This window comes from Halorubrum californiense DSM 19288 (assembly GCF_000336875.1).
In the GTDB taxonomy this organism is placed as follows: domain Archaea; phylum Halobacteriota; class Halobacteria; order Halobacteriales; family Haloferacaceae; genus Halorubrum; species Halorubrum californiense.
Genome location: NZ_AOJK01000025.1, coordinates 79,268 through 92,595 on the forward strand (window position 1 = coordinate 79,268; position 13,328 = coordinate 92,595).

Annotated in this window: 15 protein-coding genes and 1 pseudogene; 8 read left to right on the plus strand and 8 right to left on the minus strand. The window is 65.1% G+C overall.

Going from position 1 to position 13,328, the window contains the following annotated elements; all coding sequences use genetic code 11:
- Positions 1 to 151 precede the first annotated feature (151 nt).
- Positions 152 to 1,225, minus strand: a complete 1,074-nt coding sequence (locus C463_RS05370) for an aldo/keto reductase (protein WP_008441760.1) — start codon at positions 1,223 to 1,225, stop codon at positions 152 to 154.
- 143 nt (positions 1,226 to 1,368) lie between these two features.
- On the opposite strand from C463_RS05370, the gene C463_RS18960 reads away from it, so the two are divergent.
- The 5 genes from C463_RS18960 to C463_RS05390 all read left to right on the plus strand — a co-directional run bounded on the left by C463_RS18960 (position 1,369) and on the right by C463_RS05390 (position 4,764).
- Positions 1,369 to 1,545 carry a hypothetical protein gene (locus C463_RS18960; protein WP_158294481.1) on the plus strand — a complete coding sequence of 59 codons (177 nt, stop codon included), beginning with the start codon at positions 1,369 to 1,371 and terminating at the stop codon, positions 1,543 to 1,545.
- A 63-nt stretch (positions 1,546 to 1,608) separates the two neighbouring features.
- Positions 1,609 to 2,547, plus strand: a complete 939-nt coding sequence (locus tag C463_RS05375) for an acyltransferase (protein ID WP_008441761.1) — start codon at positions 1,609 to 1,611, stop codon at positions 2,545 to 2,547.
- Positions 2,548 to 2,831: 284 nt separating this feature from the next.
- On the plus strand, positions 2,832 to 3,425 hold the full coding sequence (locus C463_RS05380) for a DJ-1/PfpI family protein (RefSeq protein ID WP_049905565.1): 594 nt from the start codon (positions 2,832 to 2,834) through the stop codon (positions 3,423 to 3,425).
- Positions 3,426 to 3,443: 18 nt separating this feature from the next.
- Positions 3,444 to 4,271, plus strand: coding sequence for an Nmad3 family putative nucleotide modification protein (locus C463_RS05385; protein WP_008441763.1), 828 nt, complete (start codon positions 3,444 to 3,446; stop codon positions 4,269 to 4,271).
- A gap of 82 nt (positions 4,272 to 4,353) precedes the next feature.
- Positions 4,354 to 4,764 carry a DoxX family protein gene (locus tag C463_RS05390; protein WP_008441764.1) on the plus strand — a complete coding sequence of 137 codons (411 nt, stop codon included), beginning with the start codon at positions 4,354 to 4,356 and terminating at the stop codon, positions 4,762 to 4,764.
- 139 nt (positions 4,765 to 4,903) lie between these two features.
- Here the strand turns inward: C463_RS05390 and C463_RS05395 are convergent, their stop codons facing one another.
- From C463_RS05395 to C463_RS05405, 3 genes are all read right to left on the minus strand, one after another.
- Entirely contained in the window at positions 4,904 to 6,304 is a 1,401-nt protein-coding gene (locus C463_RS05395; protein WP_008441765.1) for an ABC transporter substrate-binding protein, read from the minus strand.
- Positions 6,305 to 6,513: 209 nt separating this feature from the next.
- Positions 6,514 to 8,172: a gamma-glutamyltransferase gene (ggt, locus tag C463_RS05400; protein ID WP_049905566.1), complete on the minus strand. Its 1,659-nt coding sequence runs from the start codon at positions 8,170 to 8,172 to the stop codon at positions 6,514 to 6,516.
- 75 nt (positions 8,173 to 8,247) lie between these two features.
- A complete protein-coding gene (locus tag C463_RS05405; RefSeq protein WP_008441767.1) occupies positions 8,248 to 8,553 on the minus strand; it encodes a putative quinol monooxygenase in 306 nt (101 codons plus the stop codon).
- A gap of 197 nt (positions 8,554 to 8,750) precedes the next feature.
- On the opposite strand from C463_RS05405, the pseudogene C463_RS20100 reads away from it, so the two are divergent.
- Positions 8,751 to 8,900, plus strand: a pseudogene (locus C463_RS20100) (integrase); the annotation flags it as partial.
- A 45-nt stretch (positions 8,901 to 8,945) separates the two neighbouring features.
- On the opposite strand, the gene C463_RS18465 reads toward C463_RS20100, so the two are convergent.
- From C463_RS18465 to C463_RS17480, 3 genes are all read right to left on the minus strand, one after another.
- Entirely contained in the window at positions 8,946 to 9,341 is a 396-nt protein-coding gene (locus C463_RS18465; RefSeq protein ID WP_137695584.1) for a hypothetical protein, read from the minus strand.
- Between the two features lie 260 nt (positions 9,342 to 9,601).
- Positions 9,602 to 10,348, minus strand: a complete 747-nt coding sequence (locus C463_RS18470) for a hypothetical protein (protein WP_137695583.1) — start codon at positions 10,346 to 10,348, stop codon at positions 9,602 to 9,604.
- A gap of 376 nt (positions 10,349 to 10,724) precedes the next feature.
- Positions 10,725 to 11,507, minus strand: a complete 783-nt coding sequence (locus C463_RS17480; RefSeq protein ID WP_158294480.1) for a TrmB family transcriptional regulator — start codon at positions 11,505 to 11,507, stop codon at positions 10,725 to 10,727.
- 113 nt (positions 11,508 to 11,620) lie between these two features.
- On the opposite strand from C463_RS17480, the gene C463_RS05415 reads away from it, so the two are divergent.
- Positions 11,621 to 11,956, plus strand: a complete 336-nt coding sequence (locus tag C463_RS05415; RefSeq protein WP_008441769.1) for a DMT family transporter — start codon at positions 11,621 to 11,623, stop codon at positions 11,954 to 11,956.
- Between the two features lie 218 nt (positions 11,957 to 12,174).
- Positions 12,175 to 12,489 (plus strand): hypothetical protein, encoded by a 315-nt coding sequence (locus C463_RS05420; protein ID WP_008441770.1) that lies wholly within the window; start codon positions 12,175 to 12,177, stop codon positions 12,487 to 12,489.
- A 61-nt stretch (positions 12,490 to 12,550) separates the two neighbouring features.
- On the opposite strand, the gene C463_RS05425 is transcribed toward C463_RS05420, so the two are convergent.
- Positions 12,551 to 13,207 (minus strand): HVO_0476 family zinc finger protein, encoded by a 657-nt coding sequence (locus tag C463_RS05425; RefSeq protein WP_008441771.1) that lies wholly within the window; start codon positions 13,205 to 13,207, stop codon positions 12,551 to 12,553.
- Positions 13,208 to 13,328: the final 121 nt, after the last annotated feature.

Consider the following 13,328-nt stretch of genomic DNA (forward strand, 5'->3'; position numbering starts at 1 on the left):
CGTTTCCACGTCCGCCAGCGGCGCGGCCGAACCGGAGCGGAGTGAAAGTGATCCTACTCGACGAGAACCGTCCGCAGTCGGGCGGTTTCGAGGCGAAAGGAGCGGGTGGCGTCAGGGCGTCGACGCGCTGACGCGGCGGGGGGCTCGCCGCTCAGTACGAGACCGCGCGCTTGTCGAGGCCGGCCGCCTCGATGTCCTCGCCGTCCACGGAGGTGCGGAGAACGTCCATCCCGTCGTCGCGGTCGACGTCGAAGTTGCGGGCGTACAGCTCTTCGAGACGCTCGTACTCCGCGTCGGAGATCGGCGGCACGTCGGCGGCGGCGCTCCACTCGGCGATGTCGTCGCCGTCGCGGAAGGTGGGCGTGACGGAGGCGACCTCGTCGTGCGCGAGCAGCCAGCGGATCGCGGCCTGCGCCATCGTTCGCGTCCCCCTGGTGCCGTCCGGGTCTTCGAGGAAGCGGATCGCGTCGACCTTCTCCCACCCCGTCTCGTACCACTCCTTCGGGCGGTGCGAGCGGTGGTCGCCGTCTTCGAGGACCGTGTCGGGCGTCACCTGCTCGTTGAGCAGGCCGGAGGAGTGCGGGACGCGGGCGATGACGGAGGTATCGGAGTCGCTCTCGCGGATGCTCTCGACGAAGTGGCGACCGGGTTCCTGCTCGAAGAGGTTGAAGACGGTCTGGACCGCGTCGAACTCCTCGTACTCGACGGCGGCGTCGCCCTCGGCGAGCCAGCCGATCGAGGGGCCGAGCGCCCAGCCGAGCGCGCGGACGCGCCCCGACTCCTTCCACTCGCGGAGGAGGTCGCGCACCTCGGGCGTGATGTCATCGACGTTCGCGTTGTGTAACTGGAGCAGGTCGACGTAGTCGGTGTCGAGGCGGTCGAGCGAGCGCTCGAAGGCCGTTTCGAGGTACTCTCGGTCGAGTTCTTTCGGGAGCTCGCCGTGTCCGGCCTGCGGGTTGTTGTAGAAGTCGTAGCCGATCTTCGTCGCGAGCGTCACCTCGTCGCGGCGGCCGTCGATCGCTCTCCCGATGATCTCCTCGCTGTCGCCGTGGCCGTACACATCGCCGGTGTCGACGTAGGTGACGCCGGCGTCGAGCGCCTCCTCGACCATCCCGACCGCCTGCTCGTCCGAGCGGTCGCCCCACCAGTCGGTGCCGACGACCCACGCGCCGAAGCCGATCTCCGAGACCTCGACGCCCGAGTTACCGAGTTCGCGGTGTTGCATGCCCAGCGGTTAGCGGTCGGGACACTTATCGGGCGCGGTCGCTCCCGGAACGGCGGAATCGGGCGGGACCGCGACCGGGAGGGTCAGTCCGGGGGCGACCGCGCATCGCCGGATATTACTCGCTCGCGGCGCGTCGGCCGCCCATGGACGACGCCCTCCGCCGACGCCTCGACGCCGTCGTCGCGCTGCTCGCGGTCATCGCCACCGTCTCGGTCGTCGCGCTGCTGCTCTCGTTCGGCGCCGGCGCGATCGGCCCCGCCTTCTTGACCGCCTTCACGGGCGTCCTCGTCGCCATATTCGTCAACGCCGGCCTGTACTGACCTGATGAGGCGTCGCGTTCGCACAACCGAATCCCTTTGAGTGATGGCGACGAAAGTGGGCCGATGACAAAGCGACACGTGTCCCTGCCCGACGGCGCCGAGGCCGGGGTCCGCGGGTTCATCGACGAGGTGGACGAGCGGCTCTCCTCGGACGAGGACACCTGCGAGGTCGTCCGCGACGTGCTGGTCGACCTCCACGGCGACCGCGAGGCGTGGGAGGCGTGGCAGGACGGGGAGTCGGTGTCGCGCGCCGAGCGCGTTCGGCTCCAGGGGTACGACCCGTGTAACGCGACGCTGGAGTCGGAGTACTACGCCGAGAAGGACGAGGACCGCTTCCAGCGCTCCAAACACCTCCAGTGGCTCTGGCGCCAGTTCGACGCCACGTCCATGGCCGACAACGTCGAGTTCGCGCTCCGCTTCCGGCAGATGCTCGGCAACCACCTCTTCGCCGAGTGCGGGGACGGCTGCCGCTTCTTCAAGGGGATCTCCGTCACCTACGGCCACAACATCGAGGTCGGCGACAACGTCGTGATCCACGACGACGTCCATCTCGACGACCGCGGGAAGCTGACGATCGGCGACCGCGCCTCTATCTCTGACGGCGTCCACCTCTACAGCCACGACCACGACATCGTCGACCAGACCGAGGTCCGGAACTTCCACACGATCGTCGGCGAGGACGCCCGCGTCACCTACGACGCGATGGTCCGGGCCGGCTGCCGCGTCGGCGAGAACAGCGTCGTCGGCGCGCGCTCCGTGGTCCAAGGCGACGTGCCAGACCACCACGTCGTCGTCGGGTCGCCCGCCCGCAGCGTCCGCGTGAAGCCGGGATGGGAGGAGGCCGCCGAGGAGATCGAGGACGGCCGGCTCCCCGACAACCAAGGCGACCGCGAGATCGAGTACGACCTCCCGGACGACCTCGAACAGTTCGACGAGTTTCAGCGGGATCTTCAACCCCCGGACGTGGAGAACCCCTCGCCGCCGACCTCGAGCGACCGCTGAGACGCCAGAACGAGTTTTCGCGAACGCCTCGTAGCGACTATCGACGAGCGCATCGATCGGTCGGTCGACGGTAGTTCTGCTTGTGGGTCGGGATCGGTAGCGAACGCCACCGAAGCCCCAGCCGCGAGGACTCGATGCGCTCCCCGGCCGCGCTCGCGGCCGCAGAGGCGCGCGCCACCGCGAGCCGTGGTCGCGGTCGGTCGTCGCGGCTATTCCGTGGTGTGCTACCGCTCGCCAGTATCGTTATGAGATTGCGACGCGTACGGTCACATGGTGTTACGCACATGACAGGAAAGCGGCTACTGATGATCGTCGGCGACTTCGGCGAGGACTACGAGATAATGGTGCCGTTCCAGGCGCTTCAGGCGGTCGGCCACGAGGTCCACGCCGTCTGCCCCGAACGGGAGGCGGGTGAGACCGTCAAGACCGCGATCCACGACTTCCGCGGCGACCAGACGTACCTCGAGACGCGCGGGCACGACTTCGAACTCACGCACGGGTTCGACGACGTGGACCCGACAGAGTACGACGCGCTGGTCGTCCCCGGCGGGCGCGCGCCGGAGTACCTCCGCGGCTACGACGAGGTCCTCGACGCGGTACGGCACTTCTTCGAGGCGGACAAGCCGGTCGCGTCGATCTGTCACGGCCCCCAGATCCTCGCCGCGGCGGGCGTCCTCGACGGCTACGAGCTGACGGCGTACCCGGCGGTCAGGCCCGAGGTCGAGGCCGCCGGCTGCTCGTGGGTCGACGGCGTGACCACCGACGGCAACCTCGTCACCGGGCAGGCGTGGCCCGACCACCCCGAGTGGATCGCGCAGTTCCTCGACCTGCTCGGGACCGAGATCGAACACGAGGGGGCCGCCGCGACGGCGGACTGAGTCACCCGACTTCCCATCATGCCCGGTCCCCGCGCGGTCGCCGTCAACGTCGCCGCCAACACGAACGAACCGGGGTTCCGCGGCCCCGTCTATCCCGACGGCTCGTTCGCGTACGTCCCGATCCCGGAGTCGGCCGCGACGCTCTCGCGCGAGGGATTCCCGGTCGACGAGACGCTCCCGACCTACGGCGACCTCGACCTCCCGTTCGCGGTTCCGGCGGCCCTGCGCGAGACACCCGTTCACGCCGACCCCGAGTTCCCCCGCGTCCACGGCCGCGAGCGCGCGACGTACGGCGACCCGCACGGCGTGAAGGCCGGGCGGATCGCGGCCCTCGACCCCGGCGACTGGCTCCTGTTCTACGCGACGCTGTCGCTGCGGCCGCGCGACTGGGCCGGACCGGGGGCAGAGCGCCCCGGCGACGAGGGGGCCGACGACCGCGGCGGCGCGTGGCTTCGGGAACGCGGCGTCGACGTCGACGACGACCTCGCGCCCGACTGGGGCGCCTACCTCTTCGCGGGGATCCGGATCGAGCGGGTGCTCTCGGCCGGGGACGACGGTGGGGACGGCGCCGTCGTCGACCGCGCGGCCGCCGCCGCGGCCGCGCCGACGAACGCGCACCTGAAGCGCGATCCGTTCGACGCCCGCGCGATAGCGGTCGGCGATCCCGCGGCGTCGGGCCCGTTCGACCGCGTCGTCCCGCTGAGCGCGTCCGATGGCGGGAGCGAGGCGAACCGGCTCGTCACCGACCTGTCGAGCGACTCCGGGAAGGGGCCGTGGTGGCGCCGGCCGATGGCGTTCGACGCGGCGGCGACGAGTCGGGTGCTGGAGCGTATCGACGGGATCTGACGGGCCGGGTGCGACGCGGCGGGGCGGGGGTCCGCTCCCGCCGCCACCGCGATTTATGGGGTTCGCCGCCGTTGCGGAAAGTATGAGCGACGAAGACACAGATACGAGCGACGAAGCGACCGGCCGCGGTGCGCCGTCGCGGCTCGGCCGCGTCCTGCTCGGCGTCGGCCTCGCCGCGCAGGCCTCGGAGGACTTCCGCGACATGGACGACACGATCGAGTACGCCGAGTCGGCGGGCGTCCCGCTGCCGGACGTCGCCGCGCCGTTCGCCTCCGGCATGATGGTCGTCGCCGGCCTCGGCATCGCGCTCTGGCGGCTCCCCCGGGTCGCGACCGGCGCGGCGGTCGCGTTCCTGACCGCCGTGACCGCGACGATGCACGACTTCTGGAACGCCGACGAGGACGACAAAAGCGGCGAGCGACTCGCCTTCTTCGGCAACCTCGCGATGCTGGGCGGAGCGCTGGTGTTCCTGCGCGACGCGTACAAAAACTAACCGACGGCGACCGAGACGCTCCAACTTCCTCCCGCTTTCGTAGCGCCCGGTGATCCAGCGCTCGATGATCAGGACCGACCGTGCCACCGCTCACCGACGAGCGCAGCGTGAAAAATCGGGGAACGGTTCGGGTGAACGCCTACTCGTTCAGCACGCTCGACCACTGACTGGTGTACGTGGCCTGGTTCGGCTCGAAGGAGACGCGCTGGTCGATCGTTCCGTCGCGCTCCTCGAAGGCGTTCACGTACGCCTCCTCCAGCGACTGCCCGTAGGCGTCGTTGAGGTACAGCGTGCCGGAGCTCTCGGCGCCGACGGTGTCGCCCACGGCGAGGTCGGCCATCGCGGGCCCCTGAAGCAGGTCGGAGGGCGCGGTCCGGAAGATGTAGCCGTTGTCCTCGAGGTCCGTCACGTTCGGGTCGGTCGAGGACGGCGAGATGCCGACGACGCCGTTGGGGATGAACACCTGCTCGGAGACCTGAAGGTTGACGTTGGACGACGCCGGGCCGACGACCGCGCCGAAGCCGGCGTTGACGAGGGCGTTCGCGCCCGAAATCCCCGCCTGCGGGTCGGTCTGCGTGTCCTCCACTCTGGTCTCGACGTCGACGTTGATACCGGCGTCGTTGACCTGCGTGGCCGCGAGCAGCGCGCCGTCGCGGATCGGCACGCCGAGCGGGCCGAGGTCACCGGTCTCGGGCATCAGAACGCCGATCCGAGCGGTGAAGGAGTCGACGCCGACCGGGTCCGCGGCGGTGGCGTTCAGGTCCTCCTCGGAGAGATCGTTCCCGAACTCGACGGTGTCGAGGGTGACGAGTTCGCCGTCTTGGAAGTCGATGATGTCGTACGCGGCGGTGGCGATGTCGCCGTTGACGTCGAAGTTGACGCTCGAGGACGCGCCCACGTAGTGGACGGGATCGCCCGCCGCGACCGTCTCGACCGCCTCCGGGAGGTCCGCGGGGCCGAACTCGTCGCCGCCGGGGTTCGCGACCGTGCGGACGCGGTCGCGGATCGCCTCGCCGTTGTTCTCGCCCGCGGCGGTCGCCGCGAGGATCTCGACCGCCATCGCGTCGTACGCCTGCGCCGTGAACACGCCGGGCTCCTCGCCGTACTCCTCCTGATACGACTCGGTGAAGAACTCCGCCCCGGGACCGCCCGCGGAGGGTGCGGTGCCGATGACGTTGTTCATGTCGTTGTCGACCTCGCCGGGGAGGTCGCCGTCGATCAGCCCGTCGGGGACGATGATGTCCAGGTCCGGCGCGCTGTCGGCGAAGTCCGAGTAGAAGTCGCGGAACAGTTGGATACCGGACTGCGGGAACCCGACGACCATCACGGCGTCGGGGACGTTGCTTCCGTCGCCGCCGTCCATGTCGTCGCCGCCGTCGGAGCCGTCGCCCCCGTCGCCGCCGTCCATGCCGTCGCCGCCGTCGGAGCCGTCGCCTCCGTCGCCCCCGTCGCCGCTCTCCGTCGAGCAGCCGGCGATCCCCGCGATGCCGACAGCGCCGGCGCCCTTGAGTACGTCGCGTCGCTGGATTCTTCGCTTCATGCTGTGAGCGTATACCATACGGGTCGTTATAAGTGTATCCACGACCACAAATACGACGCCGATCAGATTCTCACGCGTCAGGTGCGTTCCATTCGCTACAGGTGCGCTCTACGGACCGTTCACCGATTGACTGTCGAGCGCGAAACCGGCGTTATTCCCGCCCGCTGATATGATATCTCTCGGGGATCGCGGACGCGGTCGCCGGCGCCTCAGTACCCCTGCGCGTTCCCGTCCTTCCGGGGTTCCGTAGCGGCCGAGAGGACCCCGTCCCGGTTCCGCGCGATCTGTGCGCCGCCGAACATGACCGGCGAGAGCGTCCGCACGTCGTGGTCCTTCCGGACGAGCTTCTCCGCGGCGTCGCCGCCGAAGTGGGGTTCGAGCGCCAGTTCGCCGCTCTCGCGGTAGCGCCACCGCGGCTCGTCGAGCGCGCGCTGGAGCGGCATGTCGTAGTCGACGAGGTTCGAGATCACTTGGACGTGTCCCTGCGGCTGCATGTACCCGCCCATCACGCCGAAGGCGGCCCAGTCGTCCTCGTCGAACTTGACGACGCCCGGGATGAGCGTGTGGAACGGACGCTTGCCGGGTTCGAGCGCGTTGGGGTGGTCCGGGTCGAGCGAGAACGACGCGCCGCGGTTCTGGAGCGCGATGCCCGTGTCGCCGGCGACCAGCCCGGAGCCGAAGCCGGCGAACCGGGAGTTGATGTACGAGACGACGTTGCCCGCGTCGTCGGCGACGGTGAGGAGGACGGTGTCCGCGTCCTCGGCGTTCGCGTTCGGCACGCCGAAGGAGACGTCGTGCGATGCGGTCTCACCGATTCCGGCGGCGCGCTCGGCCGCCCACTCCGCCGACGCGAGCGGCGGTATCTCCTCGTACTCGGGGTCGGTGATGTAGCGGTGGCCGTCGTGGAAGGCGCGCTTCAGCGCCTCGGCGAAGTAGTGGACGCGCTCCGGCGAGTCGTAGTCGTACTCGCCCGCGCCCAGTTCGCTCGCGACGTTGAGCGCCTCCAGCGCGATGAGCCCCTGGTTGTTCGGCGGCAGCTCGTACACCTCGGCGCCGTTGTAGGTCGTCGACACCGGGTCGGGCCACTCGACCTCGAAGTCGGCGAGGTCGTCGACCGTCATGAACCCGCCCTGCGACTGGACCTCGTCGGCGATCTCCTCGGCGATCTCGCCCTCGTACACGACGTCGGCCCCTTCCTCGGCGATCTCACGCATCGACTCGCCGAGCCGCGGGAGCGTCACCGTCTCGCCGACGCTCGGCGGTTCACCGTCGAACAGGAACGCCTCGCGAGCGTGGTCGTCGGTGAACAGCGCGTCGGCGCTCGCCCAGTAGGAGGCGATCACCTCGGACACCGGATACCCCTCGGTCGCGTAGCGGATCGCCGGCGCGAGCGCGTCGGCGAGCGTGAGCCGCCCCAACTCCTCGACCGTCGCCTCCCAGCCGCGGGCCGTCCCCGGGACCGTGACCGCGTGGGGGCCGTAGAACGGCATCCCGGCCTCGCTCGCGTCGTCGACCGCGTAGCCGCCGTCGTCGGGGTAGTACGAGTCCGCGTCCTCGTCCTCCGCGAGCGCCGCCCGGACGTTCTCTATCGTCGCGTCCGCTGGGGCGCCGCCGCAGGAACGCATCGCGCCGACCTCGCCGTCGGCGGTCCGGTACAGCGCGAACACGTCGCCGCCCAGCCCGGTCGAGGTGGGCTCGACGACGTTGAGTGCGGCGGCGGTCGCCACCGCGGCGTCGAACGCGTTGCCGCCCTCGCGTAACACCTCGATCCCCGCCTCGCTGGCGAGCGGTTGACTGGTCGCCACCACGCCGCGCTGACCGTACACGGTGGACCGGCGCGACGTGAATCGGTCTAAGTCTGGCTCCATGCTCTCCCGTCCGGCGCGCGGAAAAATAAACCACTGACCGGATCTATCCGGTGTCCGATGACGAGACCGTCCCGCTCAGGAGTGCTTCGCGGCCAGCACGTCGATCTCGTCGATCTGCGGCTCCTCGACGAGCAGTTCGTCGGCGCGCTCCAGCAGCTCCGCCGCGATCTCGCCGTCGAGGTGCGCCTGTCGGCCAGCCTCGTCGGGGAACGTGTCGAAGCTCCCGAACGTGGTCTCGTCGAGGCGCAGCGCGAACCACGTCGTCGTCTGCTCCTCGGCCTCGGCCGCGGGGAGCGCGGACTCGAGGAACTCGGCAACCTCGTCGGCTTTCTCGGGCTTCGCTTCGAGCCGTGCCTGAAGCGCGTACTCGGAGTCGGACATTTCGGTCGAACGGAGGGCTGCGAGGCGTATAGCCTCGGTAAAACCGGGTGTTTTGGCTCCTGACGACGGCCGTTCCGGGCGGCCCGCCGGTCCGTCACTCCTCGAACTCGGCGTAGTGACGCACCAGCCCGCACTCGGGACACATTACAGTAGTTTGAGGAGAAAGCCCACGACTTCAGTCGTGGGAGGATGTCAGGACGCTGATGCGGAACCAGGGGATGAAATCTCACACTCTGCGTTACATTCGAGGAGACGCGGAGAGTGAGACGATGGACATCTACACGCGAGTCGATAGAGACGAAGCCCGGGAAGAGTATCTGGACTGTGTCAAACCGCTCGGATTATAAATAGGCATTCGGAACCGCTGAAATCGACTGAATAGCAGCAAGGCTCTAAGTCACTCTTTGTTTGACTTGGTCGTAGGCTTGGTCGACTCTTATCTGGTTTACTGTTTCTTGTGTGGTGGCTCTGATTTCCGGGCTTTGTATGGTTCCTGTGATTGCGAGTGGTGTTTGCCAGCCTTGGCCTGTTTGTTGTCGGAGTTGGTAGAGTCCGCGGCTGATGTTTTCAAGTTGCTGTCTTGTTTCCGGGTCCGGATCCTCCATGTATGCTTCTACAGAGTCTCCAAATTCGTGTGAGACTACTCTTCCGCCTATTCCTGGTCTTTGTTCTTTTAGGTCTACGTCCGGGTTTTTTCCGTAGCCCTGTATTCCGACGTCGTCTACCAGTCCGTCGATTGCTTCTATGAAGTAGTCTCCGACCGCTGTGTAGTTCTCATTTTCTTCCAACTTGTCTTCATCTCCGAGTCCGAGTATGTCCTGGCTTTCGAGTTCCCTTGCTTTTCTGTAGGCGAGTGGTGAGACGTAGTTTTCAGGGAATCTGATGTTTAGGGTACCGGCTTCTGCTGGTGTTTCTGCGTCTACTTCTTCGAGTGGGATTGTGGTTACTCGGTCTTGGTCTAGGCTGGCGTGGTAAAGGCTGTCTTCCGGGGTTCTTATTACATATTTGAATCTTCCTTGGTTGGTTGCGTCTGTTTGTTCTACGTATTTTACTTTTGTTTCCCCGTTTTTTCGTACTGTAGTATTGCGGCTAGGTGTCTGAATCCTGAGTTTCCATATTCTTTTCCTGTTTCTTCTACGGTTCGTGATTCGCTGACGTATCCGCTTGTTGAAGGGTCTGTTGCTTTTCCTGTGTTTACGGTTGTTAATTTATAGTTGTTGAAGCTGGTTTCCGGGATCTCTGTTACTGCGTGTTCTGCAAGGTTTGAGACTAGGTCGTCTGCTAGTCCGGATGAGGTTGTTCCGGCGTTTTGTGTTGCTCTGACTAGTGCTCTTGTGAATGTGATTTCGTCGTCTTCCTGTTCCAGGTCTCTTCCGAGTGTTTGTGTCAGGTCGGTTTGCAGGTGTTGTACCGGGTTTTGGTAGATTTCCTGTGTGTCTTGGATTATATCATCTACTGTGGTGTTTAGTCCTTGTGCGTTAGGCATTGTTCCGTCTTTGAGGGCTTCTTCTGTGAATTGTACGTCGTTTGTTTGTTTTTCCCGCCATTCGTCTTCTTCCAGCGTGTTTTCTATGATCTGCCAGTCCTCTGCGTCCTCTGGCGGGTTTTCTGTGCCTATGTGTCCGAGTGTACCGGTTTCACTTTCGTCTTGGAAGTAGTACAGCTGGCCGTTCTTCTCGATAGTCTCGTCTTCCTCTTCTGTCGTGTTGTTGCTGTTGCCAGAAGTGGAGCATCCGGCTACTGAAACGGTGATCCCGGCTAAAGCTGCGTTTCGGAGGAAGATGCGTCGTTTCATTGAATTGTATCGGTTTGTTTCCCAGCTGTCATAGAAGTAATGGACAGTTTGGAGAAAATCGTATTGTCCACGAGTTTTGGTGTCTTCCTATTAGAATTGTGTCGCTGCATTCGGACGTTTTCGGAGCCAGCAATACCAATCTATCAGAACAAATTTTTGGAAGGTGGCAATTATATTCGTTCTAACGAGAGCGCTGAAAGTTACAAGCCAAATAATGGTCCTAGAGTCGAAGGCCTCGGCACTCGGACCTGTGGGGTACACCAGTACCGCCGTTCGGTTTGATACCGTCCTGCCGAAAACAGCACAGAGAAGCACTCAATACGCAGCCGTTTATTTGTCTTCAGTGACATTCCGGGTTTCGAAGCGGTAGCGAGCTTCACTCCACCGGTGTCGCGTCGGTCCAAAGCTCGTCGAAAACGTCGTCCAACTCGGCCGCGACGGTCGGATTCCTAACCTCGATGAATCCGAACCGTCGGTCCTCGGCTGAGGGGTATGGGATGTCGATATACGTCTCTGTCCCATCGAGGACTGCGAACGTCATTTTCAGCCGATCGGTCCGGCGAACTGTAACATCAGCATCAGTCCGTTTTGCAAGCTCAAGCTGGCCTCCGAGAGACTCGAGAAGAGCTCTCTCTAGAAGGAGTTCGACCGTAACACTGTGCGGGACATTTTCGAGCAAGAGCTCATATTCCTCGATGTACTCAGACAATGGTGCTTGGGTATAAGGCGGCCCGATGGCTGCTCTTATCTGTTCAGTAACGACTGAAGACTGTTCGCTGATTAGTGTCGTCGAATCGTCAACGCCAAAATCAGCGAGCCAGAGGTTCGCATCGATCGGTGGACTTGGTGTAAATGTCGAACGCGCTTGCGCGGCGAGTTTCCGATATCGGTCCGCCTTTGTATCGAGTTCATCGAGCCGCTCCTCAAGAAGAAGGTCAACAGCCTGCGTCGGGTCGACGGCTACGTAATGCTTCGGTTCCCCTGGCCGAGTCTCTACTAGTCCGCGATTTTGTAATCCGTTGAAAACATCGTAGATACGTCCGAGCGGCACCTCACTTCGAGCAGCAACCGTCCGGGCAGTCGCTTTTCCGGTCTGTAGGAGTGTTCGATACGTCTGTTCCTCGTAACTGGAGAGGCCAAGCTCCGGTAATGCGTTCATACAGGGTGGTGAGTGCAGTGGCACATAGTCCTTCAGCTTCGAGTCGGAACCACGCGGCACAAGTTGCATCATATTTGAGCATCGTTAATGCCCAGCACCACCCTGCTCCGAATATGTCGTCGTACATCTACCTTGCCGGTGCAATCGTGACCGAGGTGATCGGTACAACCGTACTGAAACTATCGGACGGATTCGAGAACGTCGCGTTCGCTCTCTCGGCGGTCGGCCTGTACATACTCTCGTTTTATTTCGTGAGCCTCGCGCTCACCGAGTTACCTGTTGGCCTCGTGTACGCAACGTGGTCAGCATTTGGTATCCTACTACTCGCTGTCATCGGAATCGTATTTTTCGACGAGGCTATCGATATCGCCGCAATCATTGGATTTGCGCTTGTCCTCGCAGGGATTTTCCTCCTCAATGTCTACTCAGAGGCCTATCAGCCCGCGTGAAACCTTGCGAGGACACAACGAATATTCATCTCTCAGTACGACGGTATTGAGGCGGTCGTCGGCTGTGACTGCCAGTAAATCGGTGGCCTCGGTACTCATAGGGCTCGTCGTCGCCGGGTGCCGAGTCCGGCTCGGAGCGGTAGTTCGTCATCGGCCGCTCGTCGGTAGTCGCGCCGTCGAATAAAAGGATCCGGCCGCGGCGTCAGTGCGACGAGCCGGTGTACTCGTTCCAGCGGTCGGTCCCGTTCGCGATCCGCCGGGTGTCGGACGGATCGAACGTCGCCGCCGCCCCCGCGACCGCCTCGGCGGCGGTCGGCAGGTCGTCGCTCGCGTCGGTCGGCTCGCTCGCGTCGTCCGCGTCCGGAGTCGTCGATGGACCCGATCGGTCGGTCGTCGGTTCGGTCTCGGTCGCCTCGCGCGTGCTCGGACCGCCGGGACCGGCCGCCGTCCCCGCCGTCGAGCGTGCGTCAGTCGTGTACTACGGGTGGCACGACTACCCCGAAGGGCGTATCCTTAATAATTGTTTATGTTAGTATGAGGATCGCCGCGGGGGTACCGCGGCCGCCGAGGGTGAGACGCGGAGCGGCGCTCGGCCTACCAGGCCGACCACGCGGTGAGCGTCTCGTCGCGGGCGTACACCCGCTTGAGGTCCTTCGCGTAGGCGAGGTCGCCGGGGTGGTCGAGCTTCTCGTGGCGGTACTCGGGCGCGTCCTCGCGGATCTGGAGCCCCTCGACGGTGAACTCCTCCTCGCCGAACTCGACGGTCTCGTCGACAGTGAACTCGTAGTCGCCGGGGACGTTCACGCGCAGCGAGCGCGTCTGGTCCGCCTCGCCGTCCTTCGGGTGGAGCGTGACCGGGACCGCGACGTTGTCGACCGCGCGGGTCCACAGCGTCTCCACGTCGGTGATGTCCGCCTCCTCGACGCGGTTCTCCGGCCCGAGTTCGATCCCCGTGATCCGCACCTGCATCAGCGCCTCGTCGGTGTCGACGACGAACTCCTCCCCCGTGCCGACGTCGCTCTCGACGGGCACGTCCATCGTCGTCGTGAACGAGTCGCCGTCCTGCGAGACGACGATCGTCACGGCGACGGTCTCCTCCTCGGGGATCTCGGTCTTGTGGGTGTGGTCGCACTCGGTGCAGCGGACGGTGGCCTGCCCGCCCGGGCTGAGTACCTCGTGGACGGTCGGCTCGGCGGGCGAACACGACGGACAGGGGAGTCCGACGCGCGCGCCGGCTTCGGTGTCGCTCATTGGGCGCTCGTACCCGCCGCGCCCGTAAATATCCGCCCCTGTGGGGCCGGTGTGAGTCGCGCTCGCGTGGCGCGCGGCGACGGGACGGACCGCGGAAGCGCCGCGACGGCACCGCGCGGTA